Here is a 14,949-nt window from a genome sequence, read left to right on the forward strand (position 1 = left end):
TATCTTGCTCCGCTCCGGCACAGCCCGGCATGGTTCTTGCCCCGCCAACTATCGGTGTCCAGTCCGCGCGAACCTTGCGACGTCCGGACTTATCTTGCTCCGCTCCGGCACAGCCCGGCATGGTTCTTGCCCCGCCAACTATCGGTGTCCAGTCCGCGCGAACCTTGCGACGTCCGGACTTATCTTGCGATCGATCGTGCAACGTCCCGGAATACCCCTGCGACAGAGAGCGCCCGTGACGCATCGGACCTCATCGGTCCCTGAAGGACAGCAGGGCTCTGCTGGAGCAGGTGATCATGGACTGGGTGCGTCACAGCATCGGCTACTTCGGTAAGCATGCACCTCCAGCGCATTTCGGGTCCTGGCGATCGCGCTGTGTGATCGTCCCAGGGCGTGCGCGGGTACGGCTGCTGCCGGAGTGTCAGGCCGTTGTTGCCGGTCGGGTGGCATCCAGAGGTTGCCCAGGAGCGCGTCGCGCAGGACCGTCGTGATCGGCCGACCGGCTGGGTGACGGTCTTGGCCTGGCCACGCAGGCGCTTGACCTGCGACAGGCCGACCCCGACCCCGCCCGCGGAACGCCTTCGTGAACATCGCCAGGATGCCCGCCGCGATGGCATCCTTGCCTGCTGGCGGGCGAGGTTAGCGGCGTGGATGAGGCTGCGCAGCGCCGTACTTGAGCGCGGTGGACAGGTAACCGCAGACGGCGTAGCGCTGCTCGGTGGCCCTCTCCGAGCGGAGTCTGCCGGAGATCTTCTGCTGGGTTTTGGCTGGCCGCAGATCGCGCTCGGCTTGGTTGTTCGTGGGACTGGCCCATCCCCATGTCCGATCGCCGCATCGGACCAGCCCGCGCGTCGTCAAACGAGCCATCTCCAAATTCAACGCCAGAGGAACCGTCGATCGGACCAGCTACAAGGCCCTGCCAGCAGCATCGACCTCCTTACGCCCCCAGAGCGCCGGCCAGAACCCGAGCGTTCCGTCACCGATGGCCAGCACTGGCGCGCCTCCCGCGCCGGCGCAGTCACGCAGCAGATCTGCCAACGACTCGGTCGGCTCGCGGTTGGGGTTAGAAGTGCTCTGGCAGCTACGACATGGACGTGTTCCGCGAGATCCTCGCCCACCCCGCCTGATCGAAGAGAAGCAACCAGGCATCGAGAAAGACGTCCTACAGGTGACCACAACACCCGACGCCTTTACGCTGTAGATCAGCATGCAGGCGCCACACTCGTTTGAACAACCCGGCGACACACCCGCTCGACGAGCCCGGAACTGGCGGCAACCTGCGACAACGACAGGCACCAGACTCTCAGCAACTGACGCCTCGTCCGAGCAACAAATGGGCAACGAGAAAGCAGAAAGCCGTGATCATATTTCTTATGATCACGGCTCCGACCTGCGAAAACGCGGTCGGGACGACAGGATTTGAACCTGCGACCCCTTGACCCCCAGTCAAGTGCGCTACCAAGCTGCGCTACGTCCCGGTTTTGTCTGCCCCTTGCGTGGCGAGACGTCATAACCTTAGCGCACATCGCAGGGACCTGCGCACACGAACGTGGGCCGGGCAGGGGTATGGAGGTGGCGTTTGGGGCGCAAGCCGCTCATCGACAAGCGGGAGCTGGTACGGCTGGCAGCCGCCGGGCGGAGTGTCCAGGAGATGGCCGCGTACTTCGGCGTGAGCGAGTCCGGCATTCTGCAGGCGAAGCGGGCGGCCGGGTTGAGCAAGGCGCAACTGGATCACGGCCAGAGCATCCCGTGGAAGCTCAGTCGTGAACACAGCCAGTCAGGCCCGGCCACCAACCTGCGCAACCTTTCCGCCGCGGCCCAGGGCCGGGCGGTGGCTCCCGAGCGGCTGAACACCGCGCTGCGGTGGGCCCGCAGGCTTGTCGATGGTGGACTCGACGTCACCTATGACCCGGCCGAGGGTTTCCTCGAGGTCCCCGCTCCCGCCGCAGGCTCGCACATCGCCGGCGTCCTGAACCGCACCCTCAAAGCCATCGACGAGACCTGAACCCAAGCTGAGCCGACCGGATGTTCGCCGCTACCCGAAGTCGGGCGGCCGGACTCCCATCCCCACCGCCCCGAGATCAGGTATGCAAGGCTGCCATCCCCTATCGCGCTACCCCGGGGTCCGGCAGGCCGGACTCCCATCGTCTCTCCCCAGGAGGCAGGGCGGTCTTCCGTGCCCGCCTGGGTGACGTCTCTGGGCTGCGCGGGGTGACCTCGTTTAGGGGCGCGCGGCGTCTCTCGTCTCTGGGCCGCGCGGGGTGGCCTCTCTGGGGTGCGCGCGGCCACGTCTTTGGGCCGCCTGGGTGACGTCTCTGGGCCGCCCAACTGCGGGGGTGGGTTTTGAGGGGGAGTCTCAGGGCAGGCGCGGGGGCACCCTAGAAGACACCGGAGGCGTTATGACCGCCGAGATATTGATCTGGGTGGCCGTCGTCGTGGTAGTGGTGGCGGCGATCGCCGCAGTCGGCTATGTCGTACTGCAGCAACAGCGTCGCAACCGCCTTCGCGAACGTTTCGGCCCTGAGTACGAGCGTACGGTCGCGGAGCGCGAGAGCAGGCGCGAGGCCGAGCAGGAGTTGCTCGCCCGTGAGCAGCGCTTCGCCGAGCTTGACATCCGGCCGCTGGCCCCCGAGACGCGGGAGGCGTACGCCAGGCGGTGGGCCGAGGTGCAGGAGCGCTTCGTCGACGCGCCGGGCTTCGCGGTGACGGAGGCCGACCAACTGGTGACGTCCGTGATGGCCGAGCGCGGCTACCCGACGGAGGACTTCGAGCAGCGGGTGTCGGATCTGTCGGTGGCGCACGGCGCCACGCTGGACCACTACCGCCAGGCTCACGAGATCAGCGGCAGGGCCGCCAGGAAGGAGGCTTCGACGGAGGAGCTGCGCCAGGCGATGGTGCACTACCGCTCCCTGTTCGAGGAGCTTCTGGACGAGGCGCCCGTCCGCGACGACCACAACGTTCGGGAACGGTGACGACATGAACGACCGCAAGCACGCGGACGACGATCTGAAGGTCCCGCACCAGCGTGCCGACGCCGCCGCCGACGTCCCGGTGGCCCCCAACGACGACGACGTCCTGGTGCGCGACAGGTCCGGCCGTGACCCCCAGGACCCCGCCGGCGACGAGTTCCGGGACCGCGACCCGCTGTACACCAGCGATCTCGATCCGGCACATGCCGGGGACCGTGACCCGCACCATACCGAAGCCCCGGCAGACACCGACGCCCCGGAGCACCCCAGCCGCGACCGTCAGCACACCATCGGCGTGGAACACACCAGTGGCGTGGAGCATGGCGTGGAACGCACCAGTGGCGTGGAACACAGCAGCGGCCCAGGCCACGCGAGCGGTCTGGAGTACAGCGGCGGCGCGGCGTCCGGCCATGACCCGGCCGACGAGGACCGCGGCCCGATGGCCGCTGGGCGCGCCGCGGAAGACCAGGCGGACCCGTCGAGCGCCGGAGAGCGTGATCCCTTCCGGACACACGACCCCCTGACCCCTGTGAGCGAGACCGGCCGCGACGTCCAGAGTGTCCCGGTCGACGATGGCTCGCCGTACAAGGACCCGTACGCGAGGGCTGGGGACGTGCTGGTCGATTCCGAGCCTGTGCATGCCGCGCCCACCGGTCTGGTTCTGTTCGATCAGGATCCCGCGCAGGTTCATTCGCGGTGGCGGGACGTGCAGGCCGCGTTCGTGGACGACCCCCGGGAGGCCGTGGAGCGCGCCGACGGGCTGCTCGACGAGATCGTCACCGCGGTCACCGCCACGCTGGCCGCCAGGACCGCCGAGCTGCGGGAGAGCTGGCAGGACAAGGAGCGGCACGACACCGAGCGGCTGCGGCTGGCGCTGCGGGAGTACCGGAACGTGCTCGAGGGGCTGCTGGAGCTGTCAGACCGGAAGAGTGAGGTGAAGTGACATGCTCGCCATCGTGGCGGCGATCGTCTTCGGGTTAGGCTTCCTGCTCGACCTGCTGAACACGCAGATCGCGGGCGGCATCAACGGGGTGACGTTCATGCTGCTGGGCCTGTGCCTGCTGGCCCTGCACCAGGGCGGCGTCGGCAAGGGGACGCTCAGCGGCTACCGGAGCGGCGGCTGGCGCCGTACCCGGAGGTAGGGAGCGAAGACCGAGAAGGGCGGCCTGCCGGGCCGCCCCTCTCGGTGTCTCCGCGGTGCGGGCCGCGAACTCGAATTCGCGGCGCGGCTGGGTCAGCGCGCCCAGGGAGGTGATGTCGCGGCGGAAGAACAGCACCAGCGTCTCGGACCTTGCGGTTGACGGTGGCCACCCGCGACAGGTGGTGGCTCCGGTGCACGAACCAGGCCAGCGGCCCGCGCATCGCGCCCGTAGATCAGCGCGACCCCTTGGTGCAGCCCAAGGCCGGCGACGGATCCTGCGTAGGCGTGCCGGTACGGTCGGCGCGCCCCTCCACGCAGCCCGGCGAAGATGTTCCCGGCCAGGACCTTCGCACGCCGTACGGCATGCCCCGCGTTGGGCGCGCAGTACTCGCCGGGCCGGGTCAGGTCGGGGACGGGGGCGCAGTCGCCCGCGGTGTAGACGTCGGTGAGCCCTTCGACGTGGAGGCAGGGGGTGGACTTCACCGTGCGGTGGGCGGGTCTCCGGCCCTGACGACGGGGTGGGTTTGACTCCGGCGGTCCAGGGTGGCGGCGGCGAAGGAGGTGCCGTCGTCGAGGACTGTCCTGCTGGACTCGGCCGATTCGAGCCTGGTGCCGAGGCGCACGTCGACGCCGCGGGCGCGCAACCGCTCCACCGTCCAGCGGCCCATGTGAGGGCCGACCTCGGGCAGGATGCGGCCGGTGGCCTCGCAGGGCGGGCGAACTCGACCGCGCGGGCGGCGGTGTCGATGCGGGTGAGCCAGCCGTTGAGAACGTATCCGCCGCCCACGGTCAGGAGGCGTTACCCCGGGACGGTGAAACGCATCGTGACGGTGCTGCCGTCCTCGCTGGTGCGGAAGACGATGTCGGCGGCGAGCACCCGCGCCACCCACAGCCCCATGCCGCTGGTGGCGTAGGGGCCGGGGGCGGCGCGGCCGGGCGCGAAGCCGGGTGTCCAGTCGCCCTGGTCGTGGACCTCGACCACCAGGTCGCCGTGGTCGGTCCAGACGCGCAGGTACGCCTTGGCGGGGGCGCCGTGGGTGACGGCGTTGGTGGTCACCTCGTTGACGGCGAGCAGGAAGTCGCCGACGTGATCCTCGGACATGCCGAGGCGGCGGGCGTGGACGGCGACGAAGTCGCGGACGCCAGGCAGGTCGGGCAGGCGGAAGGCGACCTCGCGCACGGGCGCGCCGGGGGGCGGGTCCGGGAAGTTCATCCGTGCACCGCCTCCCCATTTGACCGCGGCGACACCTCTCACGGTGCCCCGTTGTCCGGGTGGTAGTCGTCTCTAGCGAACAAGCTGGGTCCTCAGCTGGTCGAGCACCTTGCGCAGGATGCGGGACACGTGCATCTGGGAGATGCCGAACTCGGTGGCGATCTCCGCCTGGGTCATGTTGCCGAAGAAGCGCAGGAGCAGGATGTTGCGCTCGCGGGTGGGCAGCGCGTCGATGAGCGGCTTGACCGCGTGCGCGTCGAGCATGGTGGTGAGCGTGTCGTCGACCTCGGGGATGACGTCGCCGAGGGAGCCGGCGTCGTCGTCGGAGCCGAGCGGGGCGTCGAGGGACAGGGTGCTGTAGGCGGCGGAGGCGTCGAGGGTGAGCAGGACGTCCTCTTCGGAGATGTTCATCCTGGCGGCCAGTTCGGCGATCGTCGGGGAGCGGCCGAGGTCCTGGCTGAGGTCGGCGACGAGGCGGTTCAGCTCCGAGCGGCGTTCCTGGTAGAGGCGGGGCACCCGGATGGCCCAGGTGCGGTCGCGGAAGTGGCGCTTGACCTCGCCGGTCATGGTGACGACCGCGTAGCCCCTGAAGGCGTGGCCGAGGTCGGCATCGAAGCCGTTGATGGCCTTCATCAGGCCGACGTAGGCGGCCTGGAGGAGATCCTCGGTGGGCTCGCCCCGGTAGCGGTAGCGGCGGGCGATCTCGGCGGCCATCGGCCGGTGCATCTCGACGATGCGCTCGCGCAGCCGCTCGCGGACGGAGTCGGGGGTTTCCGGGTGGGCCAGCTCGGCTAGAAGCTCTTCGGCGGTCATGCTGTGGAGGGAGAGTTCCTGGACAGCCATCGCTGCGGCTCCTCATATGGATGCGCAGGCGGCCCCCGCCCAAACAGAAAAAGCCCAGGCAGAAGCACGCCCCACTAAAGCTGGAGGCGAAGCCCTCTGCTGGACTTCGGGATGAGTATGCCCCAATGGGCTGGAAGTATTCCACCCAGTTCCCGTGACAGTAAGGTTACTTGTGCAAGCGGGTGGAACGAGGAGGCGTCGGGTGCCGGTGTCCGAGAACGGTGGGGGGCCGGTCGCGGCCCTGAGCCTGGTGTCGTCGACGGCGGGCGGGCTCGCGGTGGTGAACGTCGACGGCGTCCTGGACGCCACGACCCGCGAGCAGTTCGCCGACCACCTGGCGCAGGTCGTGGCCGAGCACGGCCACCACCTCATCCTCGACCTGTCGGGGGTGACGTTCATGGACTCGCGCGCGCTGGGCCTGATCGTGCACCACTGGCAGACCTGCGTGGACTCCGGCGGCAGGTTCGCGCTGATCGGCGTGCGGTACTCCACCTCGAAGGTGATGTGGATCACCGGGCTGGCGCAGCGGCTGCCGCTGTTCGACTCGCTCGACGAGGCGCTGGCGGCGCTGGGTTAGCGGGTCTTGCGCTGGTGCTCCTCCACCAGGAGCCTGGCCAGGTCGACGACCTTGACCTGGTGGTGCTGGGAGACGCGTCGCAGCTCCTCGAAGGCCGCTTCGGAGGTGCAGCCGCTGGTCTTCATGATGATGCCCTTGGCCTGGTCGATGATCGCCCGGCCGGCCAGCGCCTCCTGCATCTGGGCGGCGTCGGTGCGCACGTCCGCGTAGTCCCACATGTTGGCCAGCGCGACGCCGAGCTGTTCGGTCAGCATCTCGGTCAGCGGCTCGGCCGCCTGCGCGGTGAAGGCCCCGGGGCGTACCGAGTAGAGGCCGACCACCAGCAGGACCGGCGGGATCTCGATCGGCAGCAGCAGTGCCGAGCGCACCCCCCAGCGGGTGGCCAGGCCGGCGTAGCGGGGCCAGCGGCGCTCCTGAAGGACGTCGGCGACCACGACCCGGCGTCTGATCGCCCTGGCCTCGACGGAGGGGCCCTCGCCGAGCTCCCGCTCCCCCTCGACCAGCATGATCAGCTCGCTGTGCGAGCCGGAGACCAGGACCTTGTCGTCGCGCCACAGCTCCGCCGAGCCGCCCGAGCAGCCCGGCACGCCTCTGGCGAGCGTGGTGGTGAGGCCGCGCAGGACACTCTCGCTGGAGGTGTCCTCGTGGACGCGCCCCAGCGCGGCCAGATCCCTGGCCAGGACGGAAGTGATCATTCTTGCCACACCAGACCCCTTCCCGATATGGCTAGGTTAATCCAGCGTGACGTAGCGTCGGCATTGACGCACCAGGAGGTGCCTTGAGCGATCCCATGGGCCTGAGCGCCCTCGAGGAGGCGGTGGACGAGCTGTCCGGCCGTGTCTCCTCGCTGCGCGCGGCCAGGACCGCCTATCCCGGCGATCTCGGGCCGACGCTCGACGCCGCGCTGGCCGAGCTGGACACCGCGACCGAGCTGCTGGTCGCGGCACGGGCGGAGCTGCGCAGGCCGCCGCGCCGGCAGGCGGGGCGGGAGAGCACCTCGCAGCGCGAGCTGAAGATGCTGCGGCAGGTGTTCAGGGCGTTCCCCGTGCCGGTGGCCGTCCTCGACGGCGGCGGCGCGATCAGGCGGATCAACGCCGAGACCTCCCGCCTGCTGGGCAGCCCCGACGGCTTCCTGGTGGGGCGCTCCTTCCCCCTGCTGGTCGACGTGTCCAGGCGGGCCGCGTTCCGCTCGCACCTGACGGCGGTGCTGCAGACGGGGCAGCCGTCCGCGTTCGAGACCCGGCTGGCCCATCAGGGCCGCACGCACACCGTCCAACTCGTGCTGACCCGGCTGACGATGCCGGGCGAGCCGCAGCAGATGGTGGCCGCGGTGGCGCTGCCCACCGAGGTTCAGGTGGCCGGGCCGGGCGCCGGCCGGGCTGGGGCGTCGGACGCGAGCCTGCTGATGGCCTCGGCCAAGCGGCAGGAGCTGCTGTCCAGGATGACCGCCCTGCTCCTGGATGAGGAGAGCCAGCGCCAGCCGGTGGCGCTGGCCCGCGCGGCCAGGCTGCTGGCCGCCGAGTGCGCGGACTGGGTGATCGCCGACCACGTCCGCGAGGGCCTGGTCCGGCGGGCGGTCGTGCTGGCGCCCGGCGACCAGCCGCTGGGCGACCTGGTCCGCCTGATCGAGGGCTGCGCCCCCGCCGCCGCGCCATTGGTGGCGCAGGTCCTGGACCAGGAGTCCGGGGTGCTGCACGAGATGGTGGAGGAGGAGACGCTGCTCGGCTCCGCCGAGGAGGTGCCGCTGCTGAGCGCCATGGGCGCGGGCTCGCTGCTGAGCGTGCCGATCGGCGGCGACGGAGGGGTGTGCGGCGTGCTCACCCTGGTCCGCCTGCACGACCGGCCGCCGTTCACGCTCGCCGACCTCGGCGTCGTCCAGGAGATCGGCAGGCATCTCGGCCTGGCGCTGAACGCCCAGGAGAGCTTCAGGACCCGCTCGCGGGCGGCCGAGGCGCTGACCGCCAGCGTGGTGCCGCGGACCCTGCCGGACGTGCCGGGTTTCGAGGCCGCCGCGATCTACCATCCGGGCGCTTCGGTCGGCGCGGAGTTCTACGACGTCTTCCCGGTCAAGGACGGCTGGGCCTTCTCCCTCGGCGGCGCGGTCGGCACCGGCGAGGAGGCCGCCTCGGTCAGCGCGATGGTGCGCGGCGGGCTGCGCGTGCTGAGCGTCTGGGAGAGCGACCCGGACCAGGCCGTGCGCAAGGTCAACGAGGCGCTCGTCGCCCAGCACACCGGCATGTTCGTGATGGCCGCCGCCGGATTCGTGCGCGGCCGGAAGATCCGGCTGTCCTCGGCCGGCCACCATCCGGCGGCGCTGGTGCAGCCCGACGGGACGGTGCGGTTCGCGGCGGGCGGCGGGGTGCCGCTGGGCATCTCGGCGGAGGCCGAGACGTCGGTCGAGGACATCACCCTCGTCCAGGGGCAGACCCTGGTGCTGTACTCGGAGGGCCTGGTCTCCTCCAGGAACGAGGACGGCGAGCCGTACGGCGAGGCGAGGCTGGCCGACGCGCTGGCCCGCTGCGTGGGACAGACCCCGTCCACCGTCGTCAAGGCGATCGAGCAGGACCGGCACGCCTTCTCCGGCGGCCAGGTGTGGGACGAGATCGTGGTGCTGGCACTACGAGTCGTGTAACAGGCCGCTACTGTGCGTGTCGGCGGCGTATGCTCGAACCTCCCGACCTGCGTCACACGAAGGACCGCGGAGATGACCCCCTTCGCCCATCCCCGCTTCGGCGATCACCTCTGCCTGCCGTACGACAGTGACGGCGAGCGGCTGGCCTTCTCCGTCGCCTATGTGGGCAGTGCCATGCGTACCGGCAGGAAAGTGCTGGTGCACACCGACGCGCTGTCTCCCGCCGCCATGCGTACCGAGCTGTCCAGATCGATCCCCCGGCTGGCCGCGGCCGAGGCCGGCGGCCAGGTGGAGATCACCTGTTCGGCCGGGTCGCACCTGGCCGGCGGCGTGTTCGACGCGGCGCGCTCGACCTCGGCGCTGACCGCCGCCGTGCGTGAGGCGCTGCGCTCCGGCTGGTCGGGGGTGTGCGTGCTGGCCGACATGGGCTGGGCGGCGCGCGACTCCCCCGGCGCGGAGGACCTGTTCGCGTACGAGGCGGCGATCAACCCGCTGTTCGCCGTCGGCGGCCTGGCCGCCGCCTGTCTGTACGACCGCCGCCTGTTCCCGCCCGATCGGATGCGCGAGGCATCGGCCGCCCATCCGCTCACCCCCGGGCAGGCCGAGCTGCGCTTCATCGCCACGCCGCCGCGGCTGATCCTGTTCGGCGAGGCCGACCTGACCAACGCCCCCGCGCTGGCCGGGCTGCTCGCGCCGCTCGGCGCGGGCCGCGACGACGTGACGCTGGACGCCCGGCAGCTGTCCTTCGCCGACCTGGCGGCCATGCGCGAGCTGATCGCCCTCGGCGGCCGTACGGCCGGCACGACCACGGTGCTCGCCGGGGCGTCCCTGTCCCACCTGCTGCGCCTGCTGGGCGCGGGCGACCAGCCGGGCTTCTCGGTACGCGAAGGTGACCATGGCTGAGCGATTCGTGCACCAGGTGGCCACCTACTGCGGCGAGCGGTCCTTCCTCGACATCGCGGTCCCCTTCTGCGAGGACGGCATCAGGCGGGGCGAGCCCGTCCTGGCCATCACCACCCAGGCGAACCTGGAGCTGCTCGGCGAGGCTCTCGGCGACCGGGCGGGGCTGCTCGACTACGGCGAGAGCGCCTACCTCGGCCGCCGCACGCACGAGCGCACCGCCGCCTACCTGCGCTACTGGCGGCGCCGCCGCCGCGACACCCCGCGCGGGCGGGTCAGGGTGCTGTCGGAGCCGATGTGGGCGGGCCGTTCGGAGCGCGAGCGGATCGCCTGGCACCGGATGGAGGCGGGCCTCAACGTGCTGCTGGCCGGCACCGACATCTGGATGCTCTGCCCGTACGACACCCGCGCGAGCAGCCGCGAGGTGCTCGACAACGCGCTGCGCACCCACCCGCACACCATCGGCGGCGGCCACGAGCCCGCCGCCAACGAGCGCTTCACCGGCACGGAGAGGTTCATCGAGCGCTGCGACGCGGCGGTGCCGCTGGCCGTCCCGCCGAAGGGCACGCCCGCGGCGATCCTGACCTCGCTGTCGGCGCTGCGCGAGTACACCACCGAGCGCGCGGCCGAGCTCGGCCTGTACGGCGAGCGCGCCGGGCTGCTGACCGTCGCCGCCAACGAGATGGCGGTGTTCCTGGCGATGGGCGACTCCGACCCGCTCACCGTGCGGATCTGGGACCGCTTCGGCGGGGTCACCTGCGAGCTGCGCCGCCGCGGCGAACGCGAGGTCGACCCGCTGTCCGGCTACTGCCCGCCGGGGCCGCGGCCGTCCCCCGGCGACGGCGTGTGGCTGGCTCGCCAGCTCTGCGACAGCCTCGAGATCCGCTCGCGCGACGGGCTGTGCGTGGTGCAGCTCAACGTGCCGGGGGCGCGGGCCGAGGAGGCGCGGCGGGGGGCGGGGTTTGCGCTCGCGGTGGAAATGGGTATGGTCGTGGAGTAGTTCGTCCGTGCCTAAGACGCAGGCACACCTGAAAGACAGGGCTGTCTTCCCGCCCATCTCTTCCCGAGGTGTGTCATGCATATTGCGATCGTTTCCTCCGACGACCGTCGCATCCCGATCATGTCCGTCGCCCGCGAGCTGGGCCGCGAGCACCGGGTCACCGTCTACAGCCGCCGCAACGACGCCGAACGCCGACCGAAGGCACGCGTGGCCCACGGTGTGACGGTCGAGCAGATCGACGCGGGTCCGGCCAAGGATTTGGGCGCCGACGAGGTCATGCCCTATCTGTCCGATCTGGGCGGGCATCTGGCGCGACGGTGGGGGCAGGATCGTCCTGACGTCATCCACGCCTACTCCTGGACCTGCGGTCTGGCCGCGGTGGCGGGGGCGCAGGGGCTGGGCGTGCCGGTCACCCAGACCTTCTCGGGGCCGCGGGGCGGGTCCGCTCATCATCTGAAGCTGGAGCGGGCGCTCGGGCGTCGCGCCGACGCGGTGATCGCCGGGTCGGAGGACGAGGGGGCGGAGCTGATCAGGCTGGGCGTGCCGCGTGACCACATCGCGGTGGTGCCGTACGGCGTGGACACCGAGCGGTTCCGGCGGCTGGGGGTGGCGGCGGCCAAGGGCAGCCGTCAGCGGCTGCTGCACGTCGGGTCGCTGGCGCCGGACGGCGGCGCGCACACGGTGGTCCGCGCGCTGGCCGGGCTGCCGGAGGTGGAACTCGTCCTGGCGGGCGGTCCGGAGGCCGAGGAGCTGGCCCGGGACCGGGACGCGTGCGGGCTGCGGGCGCTGGCCGAGCAGGCGGGGGTGGCCGACCGGGTCACCGTGCTGGGGCAGGTGGCGCGCTCGGCGGTGCCGAAGCTCATGCGCGGCGCCGACATCGTGGTGTCGCTGCCGCGCGAGGCGCCGGGCGGCATGGTGGCGCTGGAGGCCATGGCCTGCGGCGTGCCGGTGATCGCCTCGGCCGTCGGCGCGCACCTGGACTCGGTCGTCGACGGGGTGACCGGCCTGCTGGTGCCGCCGGATCGGCCCGCGCAGGTCGCCAGGCTGGCCAGGGAGCTGCTGGGTGACCTGACCACGCGGACCGCGCTGGGCTTCGCGGGGGCCGACCGGGTCCGCTCGCGCTACTCGTGGGAGCGGGTCGGGCAGGAGCTCGTACGGGTCTACCAGGACGCGCTGATCTCGGTGGCGCGCTGATCTCATATGGTGCAAAGCATGCTCATTCATCCATGGGATGCCGGCACCGAGGAATCCTCCCTCGCGTTCGTCAAGGCTCACGAGTTCGGCCATCTGATCGCCGCCGGCCGTGACCGGGCGGTGCCCGTGGTGGTGCCGACGCAGTTCCTGCTCGCCGACGAGTGCACGATCCTGCTCCACCTGGCCCGGCCGAACCCGATCTGGGCGCCGATCGAGGAGAACCCGAAGGTGGTCATGTCGGTCGCCGGTCCCTGGGCGTACATTCCCGGGGGCTGGCGGGCCGAGCCGGGCACCGACCCGCGGCTCGGCGTGCCGACCACCTACTACTCCTCCGTCCAGCTCGTCTGCCACGCCGAGATCGTCACCGAGACCGGGGAGAAGCTGGACATCCTGCGCCGGCAGCTCGCCGGACTCGAAGCCGACCCCGGCGACCCGGCCGCGATGCCGCGCCTGCTGTCCGGCATCCGGGGGCTGCGCCTGGCGATCGAGGAGGTCCGGGGCAAGTTCAAGTACGACGGCCACAAGGACGACGGGCACCGCGAGCGGGTGGCCGGCCACCTGGCCACCAGGAACGGGCCGGGCGACGCGAGCGCGCTGACCCACCTGGGCTCGGCGGTTACGGATGCTAAATCGCCATAACTCTGTTACTAGAGTGAAATCTTTGCTTCGATAGGGCGCATGTCAACTCGCGGTTCGATCATGGCCGCGGCCGTTCTCGTGACGGCCGCCGCTATCCCCCACAGCGCGCACGCCGAGTCAGGCTGGGGCAAGCCGGTCCTGGTGGAGAACTTCGACTCGCTCGACACGAACACCTGGATGGTCTACCACTCCCCCAATGCCGGCGAGAACCCCCGCACCGGCAGGGCCACGACCGTCGCCAACGGGGTCCTGCGCCTCAAGGGCGGCTTCTACGGCGGCAGGGACCTCTCCGGCGGCGTCGCCACCAGGTCGGCGCAGGAGTACGGCCGCTGGGAGGTCAGGTTCAAGGCCGAGAAGGGCGCCGGGTACACGCCGGTGGCGCTGCTCTGGCCCGACCGGCAGAGCGACGGCGACTACGCCGAGGTCGACTTCGCCGAGATCATCGACCCCAAGCGGCAGGGCGGCGGCATCTTCGTGCACGCCGGGCGGCAGCAGGCGCAGCGGCAACTGCGCGCCGACTTCACCCGCTGGCACACCGTCGCCGTCGACTGGCTGCCCGGACGGCTGACGTTCTGGCTGGACGGCCGCAAGGTGTGGGACTACCGGGGCCCGAACGTGCCCGAGGGCCGCCGGATGGGGCTGGCCCTGCAGAACGACGTGGTGTGCAACGAGTGGTCGCCGTGCCGCAACGGCTCCACCCCCGACACCGTGTCGATGTACGTCGACTGGGTGCGGATCTACCGGGCGCCCGGTGGCTGAGGCAGCAGCCGGGCCGCCTTCAGGCCGAGGTGGACGACCAGGCGGTCCTCGCCGTCGGCCAGGTCCCGGTCGAGCGCCCGCTCGGCCTTGCCCAGGCGGTAGTAGAGGGTCTGGCGGTGCACGCCCAGCCGCGCCGCCACCTTCTGCGCGTGCCCGCCCAGGTCGAGGTAGGTCTCCACGGTGCGCGCCAGCTCCGCGTCCAGGGCGGCGGTCTCGGCGGCCAGCTCGCGCAGGTCGGTGCTGCTCAGCCGGGCCAGCAGCCGGTGCACGCCGAGGTCCTCCCAGCGGGCGACCGGGGCGAAGCGGGGGAAGTGCTCGGCCACCCGGAGCGCGTGCTTGGCCTCGCGCCAGCTCTGCCACGCCTCCCCCTGGTCGGCCCGGGGGGCGCCGAGTCCGGCCGCGGTGCCGTACGCCGCCTGGAGGCCGGCCGCGACCTCCGCGGCCAGGTGGGCGGGCGCGAGCAGCGCGACCGGCGAGCCGGCGCGCACCAGCACCCCGCGCGGCAGCGTCCAGAGCGCCGCCAGCCGTTCCTGCGACTCCCGTACGGCTATCGCCGCGACCGGGCCGCGCATCTCCAGCGAGACCGTCTCGCGCTCCTCCGGGTCGGCCGACAGCAGGGCGCCCAGCTCGCGGCCCAGGTCCTGGCGGCTGCGCGCCTCCTGGGCGAGCATCGAGGCGGCCCGCGCGATCAGCGGGGCGGCCTGCTCCAGCAGCGGCTCGGTGAGGCTGCCCGAGTCGAGCAGCCACAGGTAACCGTAGGTGACCCCGCGGTGCCGGAGCGGCACGCAGACCCTGGCCAGTACGCCCAGCTCGGCGTCGGCGGGGATGCGGACCGGGCCTTCGGCCCTGGCGATGCCGTAGCGCTCGAAGTAGTCGCGCACCTCGCCGCTGGCGCGTTTGCGCAGGATGGACTCCTGGCGGACCAGGTCGATGTCGCCGTGCTGCGCGCCGTACGCGAGCAGCCGGAACGAGCGGTCCTCCAGCGTCGCCGACGCCCCCAGAACGCGGGCGATCTCGTCGACGGTCTCCTGAAGATCAGCGGTGTTGTGCATTTGTCTGACAGCCTCCCACATCCCGCGTTA

17 protein-coding genes, 1 tRNA gene and 1 pseudogene are annotated in these 14,949 nt (G+C 71.3%); 11 read left to right on the forward strand and 8 right to left on the reverse strand.

From position 1 onward, the window contains the following. Positions 1–639 precede the first annotated feature (639 nt). The 3 genes and pseudogenes from ABZ911_RS30605 to ABZ911_RS30615 form a co-directional block, all read right to left on the reverse strand. The gene (locus ABZ911_RS30605; RefSeq protein WP_358063546.1) at positions 640–867 is read right to left on the reverse strand and encodes a transposase; all 228 of its coding nucleotides are present in this window, start codon (positions 865–867) and stop codon (positions 640–642) included. 81 nt (positions 868–948) lie between these two features. Further along, a pseudogene (locus ABZ911_RS30610) lies at positions 949–1,074 on the reverse strand (IS256 family transposase); the annotation flags it as partial. Between the two features lie 330 nt (positions 1,075–1,404). Beyond that, positions 1,405–1,478 (reverse strand) — tRNA-Pro (locus ABZ911_RS30615). 101 nt (positions 1,479–1,579) lie between these two features. Between ABZ911_RS30615 and ABZ911_RS30620 the strand changes: the two genes are divergently transcribed. From ABZ911_RS30620 to ABZ911_RS30635, 4 genes are all read left to right on the forward strand, one after another. After that, the gene (locus ABZ911_RS30620; protein WP_358063549.1) at positions 1,580–2,005 is read left to right on the forward strand and encodes a hypothetical protein; all 426 of its coding nucleotides are present in this window, start codon (positions 1,580–1,582) and stop codon (positions 2,003–2,005) included. A 394-nt stretch (positions 2,006–2,399) separates the two neighbouring features. Continuing rightward, positions 2,400–2,972, forward strand: coding sequence for a hypothetical protein (locus tag ABZ911_RS30625; protein ID WP_358063552.1), 573 nt, complete (start codon positions 2,400–2,402; stop codon positions 2,970–2,972). Between the two features lie 4 nt (positions 2,973–2,976). Then, positions 2,977–3,912, forward strand: coding sequence for a hypothetical protein (locus ABZ911_RS30630; RefSeq protein WP_358063555.1), 936 nt, complete (start codon positions 2,977–2,979; stop codon positions 3,910–3,912). Between the two features lies 1 nt (position 3,913). Further along, a complete protein-coding gene (locus ABZ911_RS30635) occupies positions 3,914–4,111 on the forward strand; it encodes a hypothetical protein (RefSeq protein ID WP_358063558.1) in 198 nt (65 codons plus the stop codon). A 478-nt stretch (positions 4,112–4,589) separates the two neighbouring features. Here ABZ911_RS30635 and ABZ911_RS30640 read toward each other — a convergent pair whose 3' ends face one another. The 3 genes from ABZ911_RS30640 to ABZ911_RS30650 form a co-directional block, all read right to left on the reverse strand. Next, on the reverse strand, positions 4,590–4,778 hold the full coding sequence (locus tag ABZ911_RS30640; protein WP_358063561.1) for a hypothetical protein: 189 nt from the start codon (positions 4,776–4,778) through the stop codon (positions 4,590–4,592). 131 nt (positions 4,779–4,909) lie between these two features. Beyond that, positions 4,910–5,323: an ATP-binding protein gene (locus ABZ911_RS30645; RefSeq protein WP_358063564.1), complete on the reverse strand. Its 414-nt coding sequence runs from the start codon at positions 5,321–5,323 to the stop codon at positions 4,910–4,912. Between the two features lie 72 nt (positions 5,324–5,395). Next, on the reverse strand, positions 5,396–6,166 hold the full coding sequence (locus ABZ911_RS30650) for a SigB/SigF/SigG family RNA polymerase sigma factor (protein ID WP_358063566.1): 771 nt from the start codon (positions 6,164–6,166) through the stop codon (positions 5,396–5,398). A 202-nt stretch (positions 6,167–6,368) separates the two neighbouring features. On the opposite strand from ABZ911_RS30650, the gene ABZ911_RS30655 reads away from it, so the two are divergent. After that, the gene (locus tag ABZ911_RS30655) at positions 6,369–6,743 is read left to right on the forward strand and encodes an STAS domain-containing protein (RefSeq protein WP_358063568.1); all 375 of its coding nucleotides are present in this window, start codon (positions 6,369–6,371) and stop codon (positions 6,741–6,743) included. On the opposite strand, the gene ABZ911_RS30660 is transcribed toward ABZ911_RS30655, so the two are convergent. Beyond that, positions 6,740–7,438 (reverse strand): GAF and ANTAR domain-containing protein, encoded by a 699-nt coding sequence (locus tag ABZ911_RS30660; RefSeq protein WP_358063571.1) that lies wholly within the window; start codon positions 7,436–7,438, stop codon positions 6,740–6,742. The two genes, ABZ911_RS30655 and ABZ911_RS30660, sit on opposite strands and share 4 nt — an antisense overlap. Before the next feature lie 83 nt (positions 7,439–7,521). On the opposite strand from ABZ911_RS30660, the gene ABZ911_RS30665 reads away from it, so the two are divergent. From ABZ911_RS30665 to ABZ911_RS30690, 6 genes are all read left to right on the forward strand, one after another. Further along, positions 7,522–9,375, forward strand: coding sequence for a SpoIIE family protein phosphatase (locus ABZ911_RS30665; protein WP_358063574.1), 1,854 nt, complete (start codon positions 7,522–7,524; stop codon positions 9,373–9,375). Between the two features lie 72 nt (positions 9,376–9,447). Beyond that, the gene (locus tag ABZ911_RS30670; RefSeq protein WP_358063577.1) at positions 9,448–10,278 is read left to right on the forward strand and encodes an MEDS domain-containing protein; all 831 of its coding nucleotides are present in this window, start codon (positions 9,448–9,450) and stop codon (positions 10,276–10,278) included. Beyond that, the gene (locus ABZ911_RS30675; RefSeq protein WP_358063580.1) at positions 10,271–11,275 is read left to right on the forward strand and encodes a sensor histidine kinase; all 1,005 of its coding nucleotides are present in this window, start codon (positions 10,271–10,273) and stop codon (positions 11,273–11,275) included. The genes ABZ911_RS30670 and ABZ911_RS30675 overlap by 8 nt, the downstream gene beginning before the upstream one ends. A 75-nt stretch (positions 11,276–11,350) precedes the next feature. Beyond that, positions 11,351–12,469, forward strand: a complete 1,119-nt coding sequence (locus tag ABZ911_RS30680) for a glycosyltransferase (RefSeq protein ID WP_358063583.1) — start codon at positions 11,351–11,353, stop codon at positions 12,467–12,469. Positions 12,470–12,487: 18 nt separating this feature from the next. Beyond that, the gene (locus tag ABZ911_RS30685) at positions 12,488–13,108 is read left to right on the forward strand and encodes an FMN-binding negative transcriptional regulator (protein ID WP_358063585.1); all 621 of its coding nucleotides are present in this window, start codon (positions 12,488–12,490) and stop codon (positions 13,106–13,108) included. A gap of 39 nt (positions 13,109–13,147) precedes the next feature. Next, positions 13,148–13,867, forward strand: a complete 720-nt coding sequence (locus ABZ911_RS30690) for a glycoside hydrolase family 16 protein (protein ID WP_358063588.1) — start codon at positions 13,148–13,150, stop codon at positions 13,865–13,867. Here the strand turns inward: ABZ911_RS30690 and ABZ911_RS30695 are convergent. After that, complete coding sequence (locus tag ABZ911_RS30695; RefSeq protein ID WP_358063591.1) at positions 13,846–14,919, reverse strand: helix-turn-helix domain-containing protein; 1,074 nt, start codon at positions 14,917–14,919, stop codon at positions 13,846–13,848. The two genes, ABZ911_RS30690 and ABZ911_RS30695, sit on opposite strands and share 22 nt — an antisense overlap. Positions 14,920–14,949: the final 30 nt, after the last annotated feature.

It is taken from the genome of Nonomuraea sp. NPDC046570 (assembly GCF_040645915.1).
In the GTDB taxonomy this organism is placed as follows: domain Bacteria; phylum Actinomycetota; class Actinomycetes; order Streptosporangiales; family Streptosporangiaceae; genus Nonomuraea.